This is a genomic window from Floridaenema flaviceps BLCC-F50 (assembly GCF_041929275.2).
Classification (GTDB): Bacteria; Cyanobacteriota; Cyanobacteriia; order Cyanobacteriales; family Aerosakkonemataceae; genus Floridanema; species Floridanema flaviceps.
Genome location: NZ_JBHFNR020000001.1, coordinates 150,967 through 173,420, shown reverse-complemented (window position 1 = coordinate 173,420; position 22,454 = coordinate 150,967). Strand labels below are relative to the sequence as shown.

Annotated in this window: 22 protein-coding genes and 1 pseudogene; 14 read left to right on the top strand and 9 right to left on the bottom strand. The window is 40.2% G+C overall.

Translation table 11 applies throughout. The annotated features are described in order from the left end of the window. Positions 1-26 precede the first annotated feature (26 nt). Positions 27-215 carry an Asl3888 family RNA-binding protein gene (locus ACE1CI_RS00795; RefSeq protein WP_413261554.1) on the bottom strand — a complete coding sequence of 63 codons (189 nt, stop codon included), beginning with the start codon at positions 213-215 and terminating at the stop codon, positions 27-29. A 176-nt stretch (positions 216-391) separates the two neighbouring features. Here ACE1CI_RS00795 and ACE1CI_RS00790 point away from each other — a divergent pair, with 176 nt between their 5' ends. Then, on the top strand, positions 392-847 hold the full coding sequence (locus tag ACE1CI_RS00790; RefSeq protein ID WP_413261555.1) for an NUDIX domain-containing protein: 456 nt from the start codon (positions 392-394) through the stop codon (positions 845-847). Positions 848-938: 91 nt separating this feature from the next. Here the strand turns inward: ACE1CI_RS00790 and ACE1CI_RS00785 are convergent, their stop codons facing one another. Further along, positions 939-1,643, bottom strand: a complete 705-nt coding sequence (locus ACE1CI_RS00785) for a pantothenate kinase (RefSeq protein WP_459563984.1) — start codon at positions 1,641-1,643, stop codon at positions 939-941. Positions 1,644-1,801: 158 nt separating this feature from the next. Between ACE1CI_RS00785 and ACE1CI_RS00780 the strand changes: the two genes are divergently transcribed. The 6 genes from ACE1CI_RS00780 to ACE1CI_RS00755 all read left to right on the top strand — a co-directional run bounded on the left by ACE1CI_RS00780 (position 1,802) and on the right by ACE1CI_RS00755 (position 7,227). Continuing rightward, positions 1,802-3,523, top strand: a complete 1,722-nt coding sequence (locus ACE1CI_RS00780; protein WP_413261557.1) for a diflavin flavoprotein — start codon at positions 1,802-1,804, stop codon at positions 3,521-3,523. Between the two features lie 252 nt (positions 3,524-3,775). Next, entirely contained in the window at positions 3,776-4,351 is a 576-nt protein-coding gene (locus tag ACE1CI_RS00775) for a phosphate-starvation-inducible PsiE family protein (RefSeq protein WP_413261558.1), read from the top strand. Positions 4,352-4,433: 82 nt separating this feature from the next. Then, positions 4,434-6,158 carry a diflavin flavoprotein gene (locus tag ACE1CI_RS00770; RefSeq protein ID WP_413261559.1) on the top strand — a complete coding sequence of 575 codons (1,725 nt, stop codon included), beginning with the start codon at positions 4,434-4,436 and terminating at the stop codon, positions 6,156-6,158. 177 nt (positions 6,159-6,335) lie between these two features. Then, positions 6,336-6,524 (top strand): DUF2281 domain-containing protein, encoded by a 189-nt coding sequence (locus ACE1CI_RS00765; protein ID WP_413261560.1) that lies wholly within the window; start codon positions 6,336-6,338, stop codon positions 6,522-6,524. After that, positions 6,511-6,909 (top strand): type II toxin-antitoxin system death-on-curing family toxin, encoded by a 399-nt coding sequence (locus tag ACE1CI_RS00760; protein ID WP_413261561.1) that lies wholly within the window; start codon positions 6,511-6,513, stop codon positions 6,907-6,909. Before ACE1CI_RS00765 ends, ACE1CI_RS00760 begins: the two co-directional genes overlap by 14 nt. A 123-nt stretch (positions 6,910-7,032) precedes the next feature. After that, entirely contained in the window at positions 7,033-7,227 is a 195-nt protein-coding gene (locus ACE1CI_RS00755; protein WP_413261562.1) for a hypothetical protein, read from the top strand. A 37-nt stretch (positions 7,228-7,264) separates the two neighbouring features. Here the strand turns inward: ACE1CI_RS00755 and ACE1CI_RS00750 are convergent, their stop codons facing one another. The 4 genes and pseudogenes from ACE1CI_RS00750 to ACE1CI_RS00735 form a co-directional block, all read right to left on the bottom strand. Continuing rightward, positions 7,265-7,798, bottom strand: coding sequence for a phycobiliprotein lyase (locus ACE1CI_RS00750; protein WP_413261563.1), 534 nt, complete (start codon positions 7,796-7,798; stop codon positions 7,265-7,267). Between the two features lie 270 nt (positions 7,799-8,068). Further along, entirely contained in the window at positions 8,069-9,286 is a 1,218-nt protein-coding gene (locus ACE1CI_RS00745) for a glycosyltransferase family 2 protein (protein WP_413261564.1), read from the bottom strand. Between the two features lie 178 nt (positions 9,287-9,464). Further along, complete coding sequence (locus tag ACE1CI_RS00740) at positions 9,465-10,982, bottom strand: carotenoid oxygenase family protein (RefSeq protein WP_413261565.1); 1,518 nt, start codon at positions 10,980-10,982, stop codon at positions 9,465-9,467. A gap of 117 nt (positions 10,983-11,099) precedes the next feature. Beyond that, a pseudogene (locus tag ACE1CI_RS00735) lies at positions 11,100-12,555 on the bottom strand (folate/biopterin family MFS transporter). Positions 12,556-12,733: 178 nt separating this feature from the next. On the opposite strand from ACE1CI_RS00735, the gene ACE1CI_RS00730 reads away from it, so the two are divergent. The 3 genes from ACE1CI_RS00730 to ACE1CI_RS00720 all read left to right on the top strand — a co-directional run bounded on the left by ACE1CI_RS00730 (position 12,734) and on the right by ACE1CI_RS00720 (position 15,109). After that, positions 12,734-13,126: a hypothetical protein gene (locus tag ACE1CI_RS00730; RefSeq protein ID WP_413261567.1), complete on the top strand. Its 393-nt coding sequence runs from the start codon at positions 12,734-12,736 to the stop codon at positions 13,124-13,126. A 9-nt stretch (positions 13,127-13,135) separates the two neighbouring features. Beyond that, positions 13,136-13,528 carry a DUF6575 domain-containing protein gene (locus ACE1CI_RS00725; RefSeq protein WP_413261568.1) on the top strand — a complete coding sequence of 131 codons (393 nt, stop codon included), beginning with the start codon at positions 13,136-13,138 and terminating at the stop codon, positions 13,526-13,528. Positions 13,529-13,780: 252 nt separating this feature from the next. Next, positions 13,781-15,109: a GTPase family protein gene (locus ACE1CI_RS00720; protein WP_413261569.1), complete on the top strand. Its 1,329-nt coding sequence runs from the start codon at positions 13,781-13,783 to the stop codon at positions 15,107-15,109. 180 nt (positions 15,110-15,289) lie between these two features. Here ACE1CI_RS00720 and hisB read toward each other — a convergent pair whose 3' ends face one another. Together hisB and fabI are read right to left on the bottom strand one after the other, a co-directional pair. Then, positions 15,290-15,934 (bottom strand): imidazoleglycerol-phosphate dehydratase HisB, encoded by a 645-nt coding sequence (hisB, locus tag ACE1CI_RS00715; RefSeq protein ID WP_496615175.1) that lies wholly within the window; start codon positions 15,932-15,934, stop codon positions 15,290-15,292. Positions 15,935-15,961: 27 nt separating this feature from the next. Then, on the bottom strand, positions 15,962-16,741 hold the full coding sequence (gene fabI / locus ACE1CI_RS00710; RefSeq protein WP_413261571.1) for an enoyl-ACP reductase FabI: 780 nt from the start codon (positions 16,739-16,741) through the stop codon (positions 15,962-15,964). A gap of 463 nt (positions 16,742-17,204) precedes the next feature. Between fabI and ntcA the strand changes: the two genes are divergently transcribed. From ntcA to ACE1CI_RS00695, 3 genes are all read left to right on the top strand, one after another. Further along, complete coding sequence (gene ntcA / locus ACE1CI_RS00705; RefSeq protein WP_413261572.1) at positions 17,205-17,876, top strand: global nitrogen regulator NtcA; 672 nt, start codon at positions 17,205-17,207, stop codon at positions 17,874-17,876. A gap of 145 nt (positions 17,877-18,021) precedes the next feature. Next, positions 18,022-19,713 (top strand): DUF3084 family protein, encoded by a 1,692-nt coding sequence (locus ACE1CI_RS00700; protein ID WP_413261573.1) that lies wholly within the window; start codon positions 18,022-18,024, stop codon positions 19,711-19,713. A gap of 206 nt (positions 19,714-19,919) precedes the next feature. Further along, on the top strand, positions 19,920-20,378 hold the full coding sequence (locus ACE1CI_RS00695) for a pre-16S rRNA-processing nuclease YqgF (RefSeq protein WP_413261574.1): 459 nt from the start codon (positions 19,920-19,922) through the stop codon (positions 20,376-20,378). 3 nt (positions 20,379-20,381) lie between these two features. Here the strand turns inward: ACE1CI_RS00695 and ACE1CI_RS00690 are convergent, their stop codons facing one another. Further along, positions 20,382-20,645 (bottom strand): DUF3146 family protein, encoded by a 264-nt coding sequence (locus ACE1CI_RS00690; RefSeq protein WP_413261582.1) that lies wholly within the window; start codon positions 20,643-20,645, stop codon positions 20,382-20,384. Positions 20,646-20,767: 122 nt separating this feature from the next. Here ACE1CI_RS00690 and ACE1CI_RS00685 point away from each other — a divergent pair, with 122 nt between their 5' ends. Beyond that, entirely contained in the window at positions 20,768-22,249 is a 1,482-nt protein-coding gene (locus ACE1CI_RS00685) for a GTP-binding protein (RefSeq protein WP_413261575.1), read from the top strand. Positions 22,250-22,454: the final 205 nt, after the last annotated feature.

Genomic DNA, 22,454 nt, shown 5'->3' with positions numbered 1-22,454 from the left:
TACTCTCTTTGTGTTATACAGACAGATTAATATTGATCTGCTCCGCCTGCTTCTAACTCATCATCTTGACTTTCTGCGGCGGTATCACTGCTTTTCCCGCTCTTCCAGTTCCGATTCTTAGAGAATCGACCTGTAGTTTGACGTTTCCGAAACTTGCGAGCATAAGCTTTATTACGCTGCGCCTTTTCTTTTTTGGGATTGCGGCGCTTCGACATATTCACCTCATTGAGAAACAACCAGAAGTATCGCTTTAGGGCATTTGTCGATCATAACAGCTAACGGCAAAAAATCAAAAAGTCTTAGATAATATAGTGCTAAGACTTTAATCAGAAAGTCTTTTATTTGATAAAAAAAGCTAAAATTATCGCTGGTTGTACTATTGTTGGTGTATATGCTTCGACTATGGCAATTTTTTCAAACTGTACTTGGTATTTTATTTCGCCATCCAGTTACAGGTGCGACAATTATTCCGATTTTGCCAGATGGTCGAATTGTCTTAATTCGTCGTCGTGATACGGGAAAATGGAGTTTACCTGGGGGAATTGTTAATTGGGGTGAGGATATTCCGACGACAATCGAACGGGAGTTGGAGGAAGAAACGGGATTACATTTGGTGAAAATACATCGTTTAGTTGGTGTTTATTCTGCACCCGATCGCGATCCCAGACTTCATTCGATCGCGGTGTTAGTGGAAGCATCGGTGCAGGGAACTATGGGAATTCAAGATACTTCAGAGGTGAGTGAGGTTGAAGCTTTTGCGATCGGATCTTTACCCAAAGGCGACTTGAGTCACGATCACGATCGGCAATTACAAGATTATCTCAATGGCGTGACTACAATAGCTTGAAAAGTTTTGAGTTTTGAGTTGGGAAGAGTTGAGGAAGTTTTGAGTTATTTCTTCTGTTGTGCCCTAGAAGTCTCTGCCTTGGAGCTTTCTTTCACAAATGACCAATGACTAAATCTCGCATTCCCCAAAATATTAAATTGGGATCGACTTTAACTTTTTTCGCTATGTCTGGAAATAAAGATTCTAAATAGCTAAATAGGAGAGTTCGATCGCCACCTGTTAACACAATTTGTCCTTTGGGAAATTCGCGCCACCAAGCTTGCATATAGTTGGCAATTCCTGCCAATACTGTGTAAATTATCCCGCTTTGAATGGCTGATTTTGTATCTAATGCCCAACGGGGGGGAAGCTGAGTAGGTAAAGGAATTTCTGGTAAGGCAGCAGTTCCCTGCGCTAAGGATTTGATTTGTAATTTTAATCCGGGGAAAATTGCACCGCCTACTAGTTGGCGTTGTTCGTCTGCGCCTGTCAATGTGAGTGCTGTACCACCATCAATCACTAATATAGGCCAGCCGGAAGTTGCGCCCGCACCTAAAACTGCTAAAGCGCGATCGATCCCTAAACTAGAATAAATTCCTTTGAGCGGGATTTGGTCACGGTTAATTATCTTGACGTTGGGCAAATTCTGCCAAAATACGATTTCTGACGGAACTACTGAAGCTACGTATAGCGGGATTTTTTTCCATTCTCCTGAAGCTAATCTTCGATCGCCAGCCCCGAAATGCTCTATATCCCAGGCTTCTACCAATTTTGTCCCGTTAAACTTAGCCCAGTGTAATCGGGAATTGCCGATCATCAAGGCTAACCAAGGATTGTGTTTTTTGTCGTTCTGTCGTTTCACTCTTTTAGGTTTTTTAACTGTACTATAAATTTTTTAATAATTCTTTAAACTTTAATCATGTAAGAATAAAGTTAGATAAATTTCCTCTGGGTTGCCAGCTAAGGAGGCTAGATATGGTATTGCTCACTGAGAAGATCGAAAAGCGGTTGACAATACAGACGCAAGATATTGCGGCTGAGACAAAGGCGATTCGATCGCTCGACTGGGATCGCGATCGCTTTGACATTGAATTTGGTCTGCAAAATGGCACTACTTATAATTCCTTTTTAATTCAGGGTGAGCAAACTGCGTTGGTGGATACTTCCCATGAGAAGTTTCGCCAACTATATTTAGACACTCTTAAAGGCTCGATCGACCCAGCAAAGATTGATTATTTAATTATCAGCCACACTGAGCCAGATCATAGCGGGTTAGTCAAAGATATTTTACAACTAGTCCCGGACGTTACAGTAGTTGGCTCAAAAGTTGCCATTCAATTTTTAGAAGATTTAGTTCATCAACCATTTAAGCGCCGCATTGTTAAAAATGGTGACAAATTAGATTTAGGTAACGGTCATGAGTTGGAATTTGTGATTGCTCCTAATTTACACTGGCCGGATACTATTTTCACTTTTGACCACAAAACCCAAATTCTTTACACTTGCGATGCTTTCGGAATGCACTACTGTTCTGATAGCTTGTTTGATGAAGATTTGGCATTAATTGAAGAGGATTTTAAATATTACTACGAATGTTTGATGGGGCCAAATGCGCGATCGGTTCTCTCAGCTTTGAAGCGGATGGGAGAATTACCAGAAATTACGACCGTCGCTACAGGTCATGGGCCTTTATTATTTCACCATGTTAAAGAATTAACTGGTCGCTATCGGAAATGGAGTCAAGAACAAACAAAAGCCGAAACTAATGTAGCGGTATTTTATGTTTCTGATTATGGCTTTAGCGATCGGCTTTCCCAAACAATTGCTCACGGGATCATCAAAACTGGTGTAGCTGTAGAAATGATGGATCTAAAATCAGCAGATCCGCAAGAAATTACTGAATTAGTGAACAATGCTTCTGGTATTGTAATTGGAATGCCACCTTTGTCCGGTGCTAGTGTGGCGCAAGCTGGTTTAAGTACAATTTTGGCAGCGGCAAAAGCGAAACAAAGTTTTGGTTTGTTTGAATCAGGTGGCGGTGAAGATGAATCAGTTTATCCGCTACGAAACAAGTTTAGAGAGTTAGGTTTAGTTGAAGCTTTTCCCCCAATTCGAGTTACAGAAACGCCTTCGGAAGGAAGTTACCAACTGTGTGAAGAAGCGGGTACAGACTTAGGGCAGTTTTTGAGTCGCGATCGCAGTATTAAGCAAATGAAATCGCTCGATAGTGACTTAGATAAAGCCTTGGGAAGAATTAGCGGTGGACTTTACATTATTACTGCGAAAAAAGGCGATGTTAGCAGTGCGATGCTTGCCTCTTGGGTAGTTCAAGCTAGTTTCAAACCTATGGGAGTTAGCATTGCTGTGGCTAAGGATCGGGCGATCGAATCTTTGATGCACACGGGAGACAAATTTGTTTTAAATGTGTTGGAAGAAGGCAATTATCAAAGCTTAATGAAACACTTCTTAAAGCGTTTTGCTCCGGGTGCCGATCGCTTTGCTGGGGTGAAAACTCAGCCAGCAGAAAATGGTTGCCCAATTTTAACCGACGCTCTGGCTTATGTAGAATGCCTTGTAGTTAGTCGGATGGAATGCACCGATCATTATATTGTTTATGCAACTGTCGAAAGTGGCAGAGTTAGTAAACCTGATTCTCTCACCGCAGTTCACCACAGAAAAGTAGGAAATCACTACTAATTTAAGTTCCCAGTACGTTGTTGCGCTTTAGCGCCTTTCTTTAGCGCTAAAGCGCAACAACGTACCTAATATTAATTGTTTGTCAGACCGAAAATCGGGAAATTCAAAGAGTTTTAGTTTTTCGGACGCACCCTACAAAGCTCATTTTGAGAACTTTATTGATGCCAATCATTAGTTATTTTGATAGGAAAAGGGTTAACTTATAACTTAATTAAAGGTATGCTGAAAACTATCAAGATAGAGGGACAAGAAATGTACAAGTTGTTAAAAAATGAGCAAACTACTGGTGGATGGTTAAATAAAGGCGGAATTGTTCGTGTTTTAGAAACCATTCAGGATTTACTAATCATTTCTCTTTGCATTGGCTTATTTACTTTGATGGCAATTCAGCTAAGAGCAATGTTTTTTGAATTGCTACCACCTTTGAATTTTACAGTAGTTACATCAGATATTCTGTTCTTGTTAATTTTGGTGGAATTGTTCCGACTGTTAATTATTTACTTACAGGAACAAAGAGTATCGATCGGAGTTGCAGTTGAAGTTTCTATTGTATCTGTATTAAGGGAAGTGTTGGTGCGGGGAGTGTTGGAAGCGCATTGGACACAAATTCTATCGGCTTGTGCTTTCTTGATAGTTATGGCACTACTGTTAATAGTAAGAGCATGGCTACCACCAACATTTAGTGGCATCGATCCAGAAAAAATGTTCTCTTTAAGACATAAAGTAATGGAAACAGATGAATCAAAAGCGAAAAAGCAACAAGAAGATTATAGAATTCCTGCTAATATTTTAGACAGCAATGGCAATATAACGGGCGAACATCACTAAGATATAGTTGCCATTTTTTCTAGACTGTCGAATCTGGTTAGCAGTTTGTCCCAAAACACCTTTACCAAATACCTCAAAAAATATGATCCAAGCAATTAAGAAAAGAGATGTGCAAGTTCTACCGATCGGCTTAGATACAGTAGTAATGCGATCGCGCACTTGGGATCGTCTTAAGTTTGAGATTGAGTATGCTTTACAACGGGGAACAACAGCTAATTCCTACTTAATTCAAGGCGAAAAAAACGTTTTAATTGACCCTCCGGGAGAATCTTTTACCGAAATTTTCTTAACAGCTTTACAGCGATATATTGACCCAAAAAGTATCGATTATGTAATTTTGGGTCATGTTAATCCCAATCGCGCCGCATCTTTAAAAGCTTTAATAGAATTAGCACCACAAATTACTTTTGTTTGTTCTAATCCAGGTGCGATCGCTCTCCGAAGCGCTTTTTCTGAACAGCAAATAAACATTTTAGTAGTTAAGGGCGAAGAAGCTTTAGACATTGGTAAAGGACACCATTTAGAATTTATTACTACACCTAGTCCTCGTTGGCCCGATCAACTTTGTACTTACGATCCACAAACCAAAATTCTCTTCACCGACAAACTTTTTGGGGCGCATATTTGCGGCGATCAAGTATTTGACGAAGGCTGGACTATTTTCCAAGAAGACCGACGTTATTATTTTGATTGTTTAATGGCTCCCCATGCGCGTCAAGTAGAAACAGCCCTAGACAAATTAGCAGAATTTAACGTCAAATTCTATGCTACAGGTCATGGCCCGTTAGTGCTTTATAGCTTAACTGATTTAACCAAATCTTACCGGGAATGGAGTCAGCAACAGAAAAATCAAGAAGCAACAGTGGCGCTTTTGTATGCTTCCGCTTATGGTAACACTGCTGCTTTGGCGCAGGCGATCGCACATGGCGTTACTAAATCTGGAGTCAGTGTTGAAACAATCAATTGTGAATTTTCTGAACCAACAGAAATTCAAGCCGCAATTGAAAAAGCCGATGGATTTATTATCGGTTCTCCCACATTAGGAGGTCATGCACCAACCCAAATTCAAACAGCTTTAGGAATAGTTTTATCCACAGCAGCAAAAACTAAATTAGCAGGTGTTTTTGGTTCCTTTGGTTGGAGTGGCGAAGCAATTGATTTGCTAGAAGGTAAACTAAAAGACGCAGGTTATCGGTTTGGATTTGAACCAATTCGCGTTAAATTTAAACCCGATGACACCACATTACAATATTGCGAAGAAGCAGGAACCGACTTTGCTCAAACTTTGAAAAAATCCAAAAAAGTTCGCCCATTACGTCAACCTGTAGGCGACTCTCAAGCAGCGAGAACTGAACAAGCTGTGGGAAGAATTATCGGTTCTTTGTGTGTAGTTACTACCAAAAAAGGCGACCTAAAAAGCGCTATGTTAGCTTCTTGGGTTTCCCAAGCAACTTTTAATCCACCAGGACTTACTGTTGCTGTCGCAAAAGACCGCGCCATAGAAACAATGACTCACATTGGCGATAAATTTGTGCTGAATATTTTGGCAGAAGGGCGACAGATACGGAAGCATTTCATGAAAAGTTTTGCTCCCGGAGAAGACCGTTTTGCTAATGTGGAAACTGAAGAAGCAAAAAATGGTTGTCCCATTTTGACTGGTGCTTTAGCTTATATAGAATGTACAGTGCAAAACCGGATGGAATGCGGCGATCATTGGTTAGTTTATGCTACCGCAGATGAAGGAAAAGTGTTACAAGCTGATGGCGTTACTGCTGTTCATCACCGCAAGTCTGGGAGTTACTATTAACTTGTTTGTTATTGGTCATTAGTCATTTGTAGCTTTTGGTTAAATTGCGAAGTTCTAATTTTTAACCGCAGATGAAAGCAGATAAACGCAGATAAACGCAGATGAAGATCTATTTTATCTAATGACTAATGACCAATTTTGATATTAAACTGGAGTTAGATTAATCAGTTACAGATTATGACGACTAAAGATCAGATTATTCAGGAACTCAATCAAGCTTCAGAATCCACTTTGGTAAAAGTACTGGAGTTTATTCACTCATTGCAAAATGGTGAGGAACGGGAAATAGACGAGGAAGTATGGCAAGCTTATTTAAAATCTGAGCAAGAAAGAGAGGAGGTTTATCGTCGCCTTGCCAATTCCTAAGTTTCTTAATAAAAGATCTGTTCTGAGAATCCACAATAGACAAATTGAAAAGTTCGGTGGAAGTTTTGGTACCAGAGATGAAGGCTTGTTAGAATCTGCATTAGCTCAACCACAAGCAACTTTTGGCGGCGAGTTTTTACATTCAACAATCTATGAGCAAGCTGCTGCTTATCTTTATCATATCTCAATGAATCATCCGTTTATTGATGGAAATAAGCGCACGGCTTTTGCGGTAATGGATACTTTTTTGCGGTTGAATAAGTATTATTTGAATTTCACAGATGACCAAGCATATAATTTAGTTTTACAAGTAGTACAGGGTGAGATTAGCAAAGCAGAATTGATTAACTACTTACAACAATCAGTAATTTGCATTGATGACTAATTAATATTGATGACTAATTAATAATTAATCCCTATCTCACCCAATCGGATGACTCAACAGCAGGAATTGAATCTAGTTAACTTGATAGTAAATTGGTTAATAAGGCGATTTCAGGAGTAAGTAATGAAAGCTTGGAAAGTAGGACAAAAGTTAGTAAGCGATCGCAAAGGCACCGAAGCTTATATTGTGGAAATTAGCCAAACAAACACAGGAATTTATGCCACCCTCTACAACCCTAAGCTCGGTTTTAGCCTCTGCTGCGATATAGAAATCTTAGCTGAATCTGGTTGGAAACTCGCAACACAAAATTTATGTTAAAGCTAACTAACTGCCAATTAACGCTCACAAGAAACTACTATGAAATTCTTTTTTCTAAATATTGACCAATCATCAACTGTTCCCCAGCACGGGAAATAATTGATTGTCTGGTGCGGTAATTTTTTCCCACTAATTTTAACTCTTCTTCAAACACAGAATCCTTATATTCTGTTCGCAAACACAAAGTTTGCGGATTAGGGAAATAATACTTTGCTGTTACAGGTTTTGCTGTGGCGAAACCGCGATCGCGATACAAAATATTTCCCCATGCACCAAACAATGTTTCCCCTTTCGACTGCTTTTTCTCACTCACCGATTCCTTACTTTCCCAACTCACCTTTGCGCCACAACGGAGAATCACTTCATCACTTAAACCATGCAATTGCGCTAACTCTCGCAGTTCCTCCCTTCCCTGTTCGAGAAACTCAATTGTCAAGATACTCACCATCTCTTTAGTTTCCACCAGTGGCAAAGTGTAATAACGGCGCTCAGAATGCCAAGTCCCCTCCGACTCTTGGAAAAACGCGGCGATGAGATTTTCTGTTTGGGAAAGTTGTAGTAGTGTGGTCACAAAATTTCGTCCTAGTACAAAGTAATTGTCAGAATGCCGTTGATTGGCATTGCTTTACATTTCGTAACTTAACTTAATATAGCGTAAAAATACTTACTCTTGGTCTACGCAGAGAATTAATGGGTGGCAGGGTAGGCATCAGCATTCGGGTCACAATTGATTACTGAAAACAAATTTGATGACCGAATCCTTAGCCCCTACTATTAAGTTACAATCTCTAAACCAAAAGTGTCTTACTCTAAAGAATGATTTTATGGTTGTTAAGAAAAATCAATAAACTAACACAAACTTCCGAATCAAAGCATCTTTCTGGAGATGGTGCTCTGAGATAATTGATTTAATTAACAGTTTCCAAGCTGGTAGAGAAAACACTGAGGGAAAAGCGAGTTTCATGGCGATCGAGAATTTGCCTTGCTTAAATGCTGTCAAACTATGACGTAATCGCAAGTAATGGCGAATCTTGTAAAAATCTGCATAACTAGAACAGCGATTGTCGCCAACCAAAATCGAAAGTTTCGTCCATACCCAAATGTTTTTATCCAATTGCTTTTGTAATAAAAACTGTTGATTGTAACGGGTAAGAATTGCTGTGAATAAAAGTTTCCAAGCCGGAAGATAAAAAGCAGCAGGTAAAGCAAAACTCAAAACCTCGCAGATTCTACGATGTTTCGCAGCAACTAAAGCCCAGTGTAATCTGAGATAATTACGAAAAGCGCGGATACTGGGAATGTTTTGGCGATGCTTTTCATCAACTAAAGTGTAAATTTTTTCCTTGAGTTCAATATGAGTATCTAGCCGCTTTTGCAGGGAGAACTTTTTATTATAACTACCAGGCCAAACCGTGCGATAAGCTAAACATTGATTAATAAAAATAGCATCGCCAAACTGAGCAATTTTTACCCAAGAATCGATATCATCAAAATTAACATCTAACCGCGAATCCCAACCTCCTGATTTGAGGAAAGCATCACGAGTAAAAGCTACTTGAATCGGAGTACCAAAGGGAATTTGTTCGAGTAACATTCCGTAGTGAATGTCTTCTTGGGGGATGTAAAAAATTTTACCTGGGCCAGCTTTGCGGGTGCGGCTAAGTTCATGTTGGTTAACATCAACTTGTGCTGCTTGACAGGAGCAAATTACAGCTTGGGGACGAAGAGCGATCGCTTTTACAATCTCCTCAATACAATCACTTGCTAAATAATCATCATCATCTACAGGCTTAATCCAATCTCCCGTAGCAACTTGTACTCCCGCATTAATTGTCGCCGCATGACCCATATTATGTGAGTTGCGGTGATAAACTAAACGATTGTCTCCTTTAGCACGAAGTTCTTCCCGCAAATTACAGAGATATGCTTCTGTACCATCAGAGGAGCAATCATCAGCCACTACTACTTCACAGGGTACACTTTGAGCCAAGGCTGAATCTATTGAGCGTCTTAACAGAGACAAACGATTGTAAGTGGTAATAACAATTGTGAATTTCATGGGGTTTACCTGGCTAATACCCTGTTGATTAGCTAAATCTACGGGGGAGCAACTAATGCTTTGATTGGCATTACTTGTACTGCTTATATTTTTCCCCGTCAACCCTCTAAAATTAGAAATTCTACAAAAGTTAAAAAACTAACGCTCAGAATATTAAGTTTTTTACGAATTTATGACTTTAAGTACCGAAATGGTTAATTTCAAATACCTCTGGTGTAAAGTTTCCATGTAATCCGTAGGGAACGTGATGTTTTAAATGTAACCGAGCTACTGGTTTTTGATGCAAATTGCGAGCATCTAAAATCACTAAATCCGATCGATGATGTGCAGAATCATAAACTAAGGTCATTAACCAACCATCATCCTCATTGACAGCATCAGGAGCCGGAACAAACACAGGCTCACTGACAAAACCCTCTAGCGCAGCGCTCCAAAGCTGTCTTTCCCCAGAAAGTTGGTCAATCTTTAAAATTGCCTGAAGCGGTGCATTTCCTGACGCAGCATGAGCCGCACCAAGATATAAATAACGGTGAGATCTGCCTACTTTTGCCGGATGCACCCAAGGAAACTCACAACAGCGACTTTCTAACATTTGTCGCCGCACAGTTTGCTCATTCAAATTAACCACAAAGCGCCAAAGTTGTCCCGGAGAAAGCGCATCAAAATCTGTTTCTTGGTAATCAGAATTCGGCTCGACTGTTGGGAGAGATTCATAACAAACTGAGTCTATATAAATCTCGTCATCCTGCTCAAAAGCATTGGCATGGTGGAAAACAAAACCCGACTTAGTTTCTAAAATCTTTACTCCCGAAATAGCAGTATTAGCATGGCGGGGAATGATGATAATGCGTGTTGGCTCTTTGGGATTAAATTTGATAGATTGACCTGCGCCTTGCCAGCCAAAAACAAAAGGCAAAGGGTTAAAAGATACAGGGTTTTGAAATAGGATACAGTAATTTGGGGTAATGGCAAAATCGTGAATAAAGGCAAAACCAGGAACAGAATGAGCATGACGCTGAACAATTGTGCCAGATTCATCTAACTCGTAAATAGTAATAGTAGTAGAAAGTGCTGGTTTAATGGAAAAATTAACTAACCTTGGTTTTCCATCATCCCATTCGCAACTTGGATCGATGCGAGGATGAGCCGCAAAAGCATCTCCTTCTTTTAAAACGCGATCGAAATACTCCATTCCCAAAGTCGCCAAATTATTTGGGTTAAGGCGATGGGGTTCAGCTGCTTCCCAAAGTGCCAGGAGTTTTTTACCCCAATAAATCACATTAGTATTGGCGATGTTTTTTACTCTTAAATCAAAAGCATTAGCTAACCAACCACCGGGTTTTTGAGTGCCAAAAACACCACGATAGAGAATTTTTCCGGCTTTTTGTTCTTCTAGAAAACCTTTGGTTCGGACAAAGCGATTTTGAAAGTAAGCTTTGCCATTGGTAAAAGTGAAAGCGCAAATCATCCCATCACCGTCAAAAGGATGATGTAGCTTTTGACCGTTAATATCTAGTAAACCGGGGCCATTACGAAATAAAGTTCCTTGGAGATTAGGGGGGATTTCTCCTTCTATGTCATCAATCCAGTAATTGAATTCTTTTTTGAGGGATTGATAACCTTTTTGCCATTTTTGGCGATCGTAAGATTTGGTTGGAACTGTAGATGCGTGTTCGTAAAGTTGGAAGTTTTGCATAATTGGGTAGTGGGTAGTTGGTAGTTGGTAGTACTTGAGAGTGCGTCAGACAATATAATTTTCAGATTGTAGAGACGTTGTATACAACGTTTCTACATTTGTTAGCAAGCATCCTACTTATTCAGCCGATTTTTCTGCTTCCATTAACAAAGAGTTAGGCACCAATTCTGATACTAAATCAGGTAGAAAAGGTGGTGCTAAATGTTTAGAAGCAGTAGAATCTAATTCTAAAGTGGGAACTGGTTGAATATATTGTTCAGAAATTTCTGCTTGGGGATCGCCTTTAGGCAACCAATTTATAAAAAGTAAAGGGAGAAGAGCACTTAAGTTGGCAATTATTACCAATATCCAGAGAGATTGAAAATTATGTTCTGTAATTCCCAGCCAGTGCATTAACAAAGCACCCAATTGATAAGATAGTAAATGCGCTAAATTAGTCACTGACATAAGCAATGCGAATAAAGTTGCTTCCACACCGGGAGGACAAAGCCTTGCTGCCAAAACTAAGACTGGCATATAAGCAATTTGTCCCATAACGGTGAGAATTAAACTATCTCCCAAACTAAACCAATGGTCGTCAATTCCTAAAGTGCGGTTTGTGTGAGTAACGAGTAATAGCGCTGTCATTCCCAAAGCAGCAGAAAACAGACTTGTCCAGACAAAATAGTTGCGAAAAGGAACATTTTTAAAGAACCTTTGAAACAGCCAAATTCCGATTAAAGAAGCCAAACTAGTTACTAAACGAACTCTGCCCAAAAATTCTGGCCCAAATCCCAACTCATTAGTTGTAAAGAAGAAAAATGCAGCATCAGCCGAAGGAGTACATTGCCAGATAAATAGAAATGCTGTGGGCAACCAAATTGCCTTTTGAGTAACAGCTTTTTTTAGTTGTTTAATTTGTTGCCAAGCTGTAGAGAAATCGGGTTTTTCGATAATTGGTGACTCAGCAATTAACCAAGCTGCGATCGACACAATGAGGGGAAAAGTTGCGGTGATAGCAAAAACTGTGCGAGCGCTAAAATGTTCTAATAAAAAGCCGCTTAAGTAAGCAGTAACTAAACCTCCCAATGCAGAAGCGCCCCAAGAGAGAGATTGTAAAGATCCGGCATCACTAATTGATTCTCCTCTGGTCTCTTTCCACGACTAGGGAATCTACAATTACGTCACTGAAAGCAACGGAGAGGGAAGAGAGGACGATCGCCAATGTCGCCGCCCAAGCACTATGCACCACCGTCGCCAAAGAAATCCAAGCAGCAGATCCCAAAAACCCAGAGAGAATTAAATAAGGTCGTCGTCGATAACCCAAAATTGGCAACCCATCGGAAATAAAACCAAATAAAGGTTTAACCATCCAGGGTAAAGCCGCAATTCCCATAAAAGCCGACACTTGAGCCGGACTGAGTGCCAATTCATCTTTGAGGAAAAAGCTGACAGCTAGGCGTGCCAACCCTAAAATGCCCTGAACCAAGTACACCAATAAAATGGCGACTAACTCAGGTGTGAGTTCTTTACCTAATAAAGTTCTTTTTGTCAAGGAATTTTTCAGCTTAGACAAGCCAGAGGAAACCACCATTGATAAATAATCGTTAAGAATTATGACTTTTATAACATATTCCTTCTGGTGGCTGAAGTCCGCCTATGGGCGGAAGGGTGGTTTGAGTTTGCCAATTGCCTGAAAATTGGCTGATTCCTGCTAATGTTGGAAATGGTCAAAAATTGCGAATTAAGGTGCTAAATTACCTAATAATTTGATGTTATTCCTTGACTATTTTCCAGACAATTGTCCACCTAGAATTGCACAACCAGCGTCAGGTAGAGTTTATTACCTGGTTAAGAATGATCCACCAACACCAGAAGATTTTTTTGCAAAGCGTCAAAAAAATCCTCGTAGAAGGTTTTCCAACAATGAACAAGAATGCCGCGCCTGCGGAATTTCTGTTTACACTGAAATAGAGGATATTCTGAATATACGTCGAATCTATCCCGGCTTAGAAAACTTGAAAGTTGCTGTAGGAGATTTAATACCTAATTTTGGAGTAATACAGCATACATCATCCACAAATAGTCCATCTCATCATACTTTGTGGCTAGCAGTAGGTGCTGAAGTTTGGACTGTTTTCCAAGTAATTAATATGACTCAATGAGGTACAACCATGAGCTTTCTTTTAGAGTGTAGTAGTTTGGAACTTCTGGAAATTGTTAAAGAATATGATTACTTTAACCGATCGTTACTATTCTCATGTCGCAATTCAGCCGGAGAAATATTTCTAGCTGTCTGGGTTAAGGAAACAGAAGATTGTGAAATCTATCTTTGTATACCAATTTCTCAATCAATGCTTGAAGCCGTTGAAAATGGGAAAATTGATGTCAGAGATGCTTTCTTAAAATCAGAATTGGGCATTGTTTATGAAGTAAAGATTCCCCATGAAAATAAACCCGATCTGATTGAAACTATCCCTTGTGAAAAACTGAATGAGGCGTGGTTGCCTAAAGCTGGTTATCGTCTCGTACCTGACTCTCAGACTCCGCCTATTTTTGCAAAATAAGGTTAAATTAGCAAGCGATCGCAAGCTCTTACAGTATATTTACGGTTGATTTTATTAAAAGTATTGTGCAAAAATTTAATTAGAAAGTGTTTGCCAAGTTAGCTGTGGGATGAGAAAGCTAGTTTTACAGGCAGAAAAATAAAGACTTTAGACTTTTTATTATCTAGAGAAACTAGGTTTCTTTAAGCTGCATAACTTACTTTTCAAATAACTTCTCACTACGTAAGCAATTTAGGGTTGCCAATCATAAATATGGTGATATCTAACGAAAGACTCAAAAACTTTGAAGCACTGATTACCTGCTTTCGTAAGTTAATTGCTCCACTTCCAGCCTTTCTTAAACGGGATATTGAAAACTATTTCAATGAAGTTGACAGCTTAATACTAGCGAGCCGTGCGCCTCGTTTTCTGATTTTTGGTCAACGTGGTGTTGGTAAATCATCACTAATTAATGCCATTTTTGGAGAAATGGTCGCAGAAACTGGTGATGTCAGACCTCAGACTGCAAAAACAGAATGGTTCGAGTATGAGCGAAATGGCAAGATACTAGAAATTTTGGATACAAGAGGTTTATTGGAACCTTCACAAAACAATGTATCAGGTAAAGCATCTTCTAATGTACCTGAAAAGACTATTTTGGATGCAGTACGAAAAACTTGCCCAGATGTAGCTCTTTTTCTTTGTCAAGCTAAACAAGTAAATTCAGGCATTGATCAAGTTCTCGAAATTGCCGAGAAAATACTTAAAGAAATTAAGAATATTCATCAACGAGATGTACGCCTGATCGGTGTAGTCACGCAATGTGATCAACTTGACCCATCCTATATTCTCCAACTGCCTACTGACAACGCTCGGAAAAACAATAATATTAAGACAGCAGTTGTTGATCTTACAAAGCATCTCTCAGCCAGAGAGTTTTTGTGTAATAACCTTGTAGATGTTATTCCGGTAGCTGCTTGTGCTGAGTATCACGAGGATGGATCAATAGCTCCTGATTTTCGTTGGAACATTGACCATTTACTTGAAGTACTATTTGAGCAACTTCCAAAAGAAGCTCAAAATGAGATGGTACGTTTAGCCAAGATAAAAAAGTGTAAAAAAAGCGTAGCCAGCACGGTTGTTAAAAGCCGTGTTGGTGCTTCTGGGCTTATTGCTGGCGCACCCATTCCTATCCCAAGTGCAGTAATGATCTCTTTAATCCAAGTGGCTATGGTTGCAGAAATTGCTTACATTTCTGGAGAAGATTGTTCATTAGAAATGATCAAAAATTTTTTGGAAAACCTTGGGGTGAAAGGAGGTGCAAATATCATTGCTGGGGGATTAGCTGGTGGAATGGCAGATTTTTCTTGGGATAATTTACCAAGTTTGATTTCACAGTCTTTGCCTACTCTTATCGCTAACGGAATGCCAGATTATATAGCTCAGAATTTTTTATTATTCTTGCCTGGGTTGGGAGCAATTATAGGTGGGTTTGGTGCAGCAACAGCTACAGATAGAATAGGAAAAGCAGCAATCGCTTACTTTATCGACAAGATTGCTATTGAAGAAGTCAAACAACAATTTAGTTTTGCCTTGGCTTAAATAGTTCAGTAAAGAGTAGTTTTCAAGAATTACTCAGGAAAACTAAATATAACTGGATGGTGCGTTACGCTATAGCTAACGCACCCTACAAATAGAGCGAAAATCTCTCTAATCTCTCCTCTGCGTCTCTGCGGTTTCTTCCTTCGCGCTCTTTGCGTTCTTTGCGGTTAAGAAAAAATCTTACAAAACTCCTTTAGAACTAGGAATACTCCCCAAACGACGGGGATCGAATTCCACCGCCATTCGCATTGCTCTAGCAAAAGCCTTAAAAGTTGCTTCAATAATATGATGAGAATTAATCCCGTCTAATTGACGAATATGTAGCGTCATTTGGGAATGATTCACCAACGCCACAAAAAATTCTCTAACTAACTGAGTATCGTAAGTTCCTACTCGCTGCGTCGGAATTTCCAAACCATAACTTAAATGAGGTCTTCCTGAAAAATCCAAAACCACTTGAATTAAAGCTTCATCCAAAGGCGCGAGGAAATTACCAAAACGGACAATGCCTTTGCGATCGCCCAATGCCTTCCCCAACGCCTGCCCCAAAGTAATCCCCACATCCTCATTTGTGTGATGATCGTCTATTTCCAAATCACCCGTTGCTTGTACATCCAAATCTATCAATCCATGCGAAGAAATTTGGTGGATCATGTGATCTAAAAAGGGAATTCCCGTTTTAGAAACACAGACACCTGTACCGTCCAAATTAACAGTTACCTGGACATCTGTTTCGCCCGTAGTGCGCCTGACAGTTGCGATACGTGCGGGAGTAATTTGTTCTGGATGTTCGTTGGAAAGAACTTGGCGATCGCTAATTTGCATAAACTATTTTCAAATCAATAAATTAACCTATCCCATTCCCATGATTTCATAACCAGCATCCACATACAAAACTTGACCTGTGATGCCGCTTGACAAATCACTGCATAGGAAAGCAGCTGCATTACCCACCTCAGTTTGGGTAACAGTTCGTCTTAAAGGTGCCACTTCCTCGACATGGTGAATCATATCTAAAATGCCGCCAACTGCCGAAGAAGCTAAAGTCCGAATCGGACCTGCCGAAATCGCATTTACCCGAATATTTTGCGGGCCTAATTCAGCGGCTAAGTAACGAACATTCATTTCCAAAGCTGCTTTAGCGATCCCCATTACATTATAGTTAGGAATCACCTTGACACCGCCTAAATATGTTAGCGTAACAATGCTACCGCCTTCAGTCATCAAAGGTTTAGCTGCCCCACTCAACTGAATCAGCGAATAGGCACTGATTTCCAAAGCCAAATTAAAGCCTTCTCTAGTGGTTTTGCTAAAATCCCCTGACAAATCATCTTTTTTGGCAAAAGCCAAACAATGAATGAGGATGTCCAGCTTACCCCATTTTTCGGCGATCGTCTCAAAAGTAGATTGGATTTGGGCTTCATTTTGGACATCACATGGTAAAAACAAACTGGGGTTGAGTGGTTCTACCAACTCCGCCACTTTTTTCTCCATGCGTCCCTTTTCATCAGGCAGGTAGGTGATGCCTATGTTTGCTCCAGCTTGATGAAGCTGTTGGGCAATGCCCCAAGCAATCGAGCGATTGTTGGCAATGCCAGTTACAAGTGCGTTTTTTCCGGTTAAATTCAGCATAGTGGTTCATTATATCTGAGAGTTGCCCCGACAAACAGCGCCAAAATTCCGCCAATCTTACTAAAATTACAGATCATTTGGCACAAATGTATCTTAGAATACAGAAAATTCCTGTAAATACTTCAAATTTTGCCTTAGTTTCTTGGGTTGAACCGCGAGAAATTAACTCGGTTTTGAGGTTAAGAAATTTCTGTCAACATGAGGAGCTAAGATGCAATTATATAAGTAGCTATTATGTGTTATATTGCACAGGAATTTTATATATCTCCGATGCGATTGGCAAACAAATTATGGAATGGGAACACATAATAGTCAAAAAGACAAACATCTAATAAACTACATCTTGACCAAACAGCAAAAACTCATAAGCTAGATTTTGGAAATTGGGATGGTAGGAGTTATTACTAAGGTTAACTGTCAAGAATTAAACAAGTTTCTTGGGTGTCGGTGAGGGCAAAAAAACATGGTCGTTTTAGACGATAGACCGCTAGCATCTGTATTTCGGCAAATAGGAGGTGGTGCATTTCCACCAGTGGTAGAAACCTTTGAAAGGGGAAAGACTATTTTTTTCCCCGGAGATCCAGCCGAAAGGGTATATTTTCTTCTCAAAGGTGCGGTAAAACTTTCGCGAGTTTACGAAGCAGGAGAAGAAATCACAGTCGCGCTACTGCGAGAAAATAGTGTGTTTGGGGTATTATCTCTGATTACAGGGAATCGCTCTGATAGGTTTTATCATGCGGTAGCTTTTACACCAGCAGAATTACTCTCAGCACCGATCGATCAAGTAGAACAAGCACTGAAAGATAATCCTGAGTTAGCAATGTTAATGCTGCGAGGTTTGTCTTCGCGCATCCTACAAACAGAGATGATGATTGAAACCTTAGCTCACAGAGATATGGGATCGAGATTAGTCAGTTTTCTGTTAATTCTTTGCCGCGATTTTGGCGTTTCCGGTCCCGATGGGATTACTATAGATCTAAAGCTATCCCATCAGGCGATCGCGGAAGCCATAGGTTCCACTCGCGTAACGGTGACTCGTTTGCTAGGGGATCTTAGGCAGGAAAAAATGATCTCCATCCATAAGAAAAAGATTACCGTCCATAACCCAGTAGCGTTAAGCCAACAGTTTACCTAATTGCGGTTTGACAGCAATCAAAATTACTTCTCCCCTGACAGGGAAAAACTTAAATAGGTGTAAATTATTTAGTCTATTTAAGTGAATAGCTTCAATATTTAGTAGGGTGTGAGATAGTCTGGATATGGAGCTAATTTAGCTGAGTATGACCACCGGGTTAATCCTGATAGCAGCAGTTTTGGTGTTGGGAGGTGTGATCGCATCGGTGGGCGATCGCATTGGTACGAAAGTGGGCAAAGCTAGACTCAGCTTGTTCAATTTACGACCAAAGAACACAGCGGTGTTGATCACCCTCCTGACAGGTAGTTTAATTTCAGGTTCCACACTGGCAATTTTATTCGCCGCCAGTGACCAATTACGTACAGGTGTTTTTAAATTAGGGACAATTCAAAGAAATCTCAAAAACGCCCGTCAAGAGGTAGAAAGAACCAAAGGAGAAAAACTGCTTTTAGAAGCAGAGAAATTTCAAGTAGAAAGGCAAAAAAGTCAAGTAGAAAATGAGTTAGCGCAAGCTAAAGCACAACAAGCAGCAGCACAGAAACGCTTGGATGACACAAATCAAGCGTTGCAGATGGCATTGGCAAAACTTTCGGAAGCAGTTGCCAAACAAGCTGGTACACAAGCACAATTAAATCGCACTCAAGGGCAATTGAGCGAAACTCAAGGGCAATTGAGTCAAACTCAGGAACAGTTAAAAGTAGTTTCTCAGCAAAGGGAAAACCTGCGCCAAGAAATTAGCCGCTTGCAGTCAGAAAGGAAAGAATTGATCGGGCAAAGAGATCAAGTTCAGCAGCAAATTACTCAACTAAAAGCGCAATTGGATCAAAGAGATGAAAAAATTGCCGCCCGCGATCGCACAATTAGGTTACAAGACCAACAAATTGCGGTTCGCGATACTGCCATAAGTGAGCGCGATCAAAGAATTAGGACACAGGATCAACGGATTTATCAAAGAGAACAAGAAATTGGGATTCGCGATCAAAAAATGCGAATTCAAGACGAAATAATCGCTAAACAAGAAAGCCGTTTGAAAGCTTTAGAAGCTAAACTGAACCAAAGCGAACAACTAATTGCTGAACGGGAAAAATTAATCACAGAAAAAGAGAAACAACTTAGCCAGAGAGGTAAAGAATTAGACCAGCTGCAACAGGAAGTTGCCACATTAGAGCAGTATTATCAGGATTATCAAGAATTACGTCAAGGCAATGTGAGATTGCTGCGAGGTCAAGTACTCGCATCAGGTGTATTTCGGATTGTCGATCCCACAGCTGCTCGTGCAGTGGTAGATCAATTATTATCCCAAGCTAATCGCTCGGCCCTACAACGCACTAAACCTGAAGAAAATAACAATAAAGAACAGGTAATTGTAATTAGAGAAACAGAAGTTAATCAATTAATTGACAAAATAGATGATGGCAATGATTATGTAGTTCGGATTATTTCAGCTGGTAATTATGTCCTGGGAGAATCGCCCGTGCAGGTATTTGCTGATGTGACTCCTAATCGCGTAATTTTCCAAGCCGGAGAAGTATTAGCAGTAACTTCTGCCGATCCGACAAAGATGACAGAAGAACAATTGCGTCAGCGAATTGAGTTACTCATAGCAGCTTCTCAGTATCGCGCCCGACGTGCGGGAATTGTCGCCAATACAATGCAAATAGGAGACGATCGCATTGAAACATTAACCCGCTTTTTAGAGCAACTAAAACAATCTAAAGAACCCTTAGATGTACAGGTAGTAGCATCAGATACTACCTATACTGCTGGGCCAGTCAAAATGGATTTAGTCGCCATTCAAGGGGGACAGGTAATTTTTAGGACATCATCAACGGGGTGAAGGGAGCAGGGGAGCAGGGGAGCAGGGGAGCAGGGGAGCAGGGGGGCAGGGGAGCAGGGGAGCAGGGGAGCAGGGGAGCAGGGGGGCAGGGGAGCAGGGGAGCAGGGGAGCAGGGGAGCAGGGGAGAATTAAAAGAGTTTTCTCGTTTATCTGTAGAGGTTAAACTAAAATCCAAAATCTAAAATTTAAAATCTAAAACTGAACTCATGTTTTCTTCTGATAGTTCTAATTCTGAATCTAGTGCATCACCTAAACAGCCTGTAATTTTGGGTTTCGATCCAGGTCGGCAAAAATGCGGTTTAGCGGTGATGGCAGTCGATCGCAAACTACACTACCACGAAGTTATTGCAGCGGAAAATGCGATCGCCACCATTCAAGAATTAAGACAAATTTATCCGGTTTCTGTGTTAGTAATGGGAGATCAAACTACCGCTAAAAGTTGGAAAAACCGACTCAATGAAGAACTGCCAGAACCTTTGCGAATTATTTTGGTTGATGAACGATATAGTACTTTAGAGGCACGCGATCGCTATTGGCAAATGTACCCACCTAAAGGACTTTACAAATTAATTCCCCAAGGAATGCGACCTTTACCCCGTCCGGTAGATGATATTGTCGCCATTCTACTCATCGAAAGATATTTAGGACGTTTAGTGAGTTGTTAAGTTCTAAAACTTAGCCCGGATCTTGAAAGCATAATCTCCACCTGGCTCTAATTGATAATCAGACTGTTCTAAAAACCTACCCAAAGGCTCGATAATTAAAGCACGCCCCAGAGTAGGTTGAACAGACAACTTACCCTGTTTAAAACACCATTGGAAGTGCCACTCATAATCTTCGGCTCTCACTTCCCCGGCAATTTTACCCTGTAGCCAACACAGTTCCGTAATGCGGACGAAGGCGGTAGTTTCTGGTAGAGGTTTTGCGCTCACGATTTCAGGACAATCTACTTTAACTCTCATTTCCCATACTAAACTGATGGCAATTTGAGTCAATCTCATTAGGATCAAAATATATACCCACCATAACCCTATAGCCCACCGGAGGATACACTTTGACTACTTTTTCTGGGTCACAAAAGAGTTTACAAGACAATTCCACAAATTCCCCAGACCTGGAAAGGGAACTGGACAATGCTATCTTTAGCTTTACCGATATTCAAGAAGAACTAAATTATAAACAGGCGCAAACTGCCTTAAGAGAGATTGTTGCTAAATTAGACCTTTCACCCCAAGAACAAGCCGGACTAGAACCAGCAATTAATGATTTACAAAATATGCTGGATAAGTTGGAACATTCAGTAGTGCAAATTGCTGTGTTTGGCATGGTAGGGCGAGGTAAATCTTCTTTACTCAACGCTTTATTAGGGGAAAAAGTGTTTGAAACAGGCCCTTTGCATGGCGTAACTCGCAGCAGTCAAAAGGCGAATTGGTGTTATTCTCAAGAAGCTGTGGGTGATGGTAATTCTCAGGTTTTAAGAGTTGCTTTGCCAGGAAAAGGTAATTCCCAAGTAGAATTAATTGATACTCCGGGATTAGATGAAGTAGATGGGGAAACTCGTGCAGCTTTGGCGCGAGATGTAGCGAAACAGGCAGATTTAATTTTATTTTTAATTGCTGGTGATATGACGAAAGTGGAACATACTGCGCTTTCGGAATTACGATCGGCTGGTAAACCAATTTTATTAGTATTTAACAAAATAGACCAATATCCCGAAGTCGATCGCATGGCAATTTATCAGAAAATTCGTGACGATCGCGTGCGAGAATTACTCTCACCTGATGAAATTGTCATGGCTGCGGCTTCTCCTTTAATTGCCCAAGCAGTGCGCCGCCAAGATGGTAGTTTAGGCGTACAAATGAAGCTCGGAGAACCGCAAATTGAGGAATTAAAATTAAAGATTTTAGAGATTTTACATCGAGAAGGTAAGTCTTTAATTGCGCTAAATTCCATGTTGTTTGCTGATGAAGTAAATGATAAAGTGTTAGAGCGAAAAATGGCAATAAGGGAAAATAGCGCCAATCGAATTATTTGGAATGCGTCGGTGACAAAAGCATTGGCGATCGCACTTAACCCACTCACAGTAATAGACTTATTTAGTGGCGCAATTATTGATGTAGCTTTGATTTTAACTTTGTCCAAACTTTACGGAATTCAAATGACTCAACAAGGAGCAGTATCTTTATTAAAAAGAATCGCTCTTTGTATGGGTGGTTTAAGTGCTAGTGAATTAGTCGCCAATTTAGGTTTAAGTTCTTTAAAAGGTTTGTTAGGTTTAAGCGCACCAGCAACAGGTGGTTTATCTTTAGGCGCTTACTTTTCTGTTGCATTAACTCAAGCAAGTGTAGCTGGTGTTTCTTCTTATGGAATTGGACAAGTTACTAAAGCTTTTTTAGCAAATGGTGCTTCTTGGGGTCCTGCTGGGCCTAAAGCTGTGGTAGATCAAATATTATCTTCTTTAGATGAAGATTCGATTTTAAATCGCTTAAAAGATGAATTGCGGGCGAAATTATATAACAGAGTATCAAACGACTGAAGTCGCGACAACAAACCAGGTTCGTTGTAAACACTTTAGTGTTTTTCTTGAGGATAGGTACGACTGAAGTCGTTACAACAAACCAGGTTCGTTGTAAACACTTTAGTGTTTTTCTTGAGGATAGGTACGACTGAAGTCGTTACAACAAACCAGGTTCGTTGTAAACACTTTAGTGTTTTTCTTGAGGATAGGTACGACTGAAGTC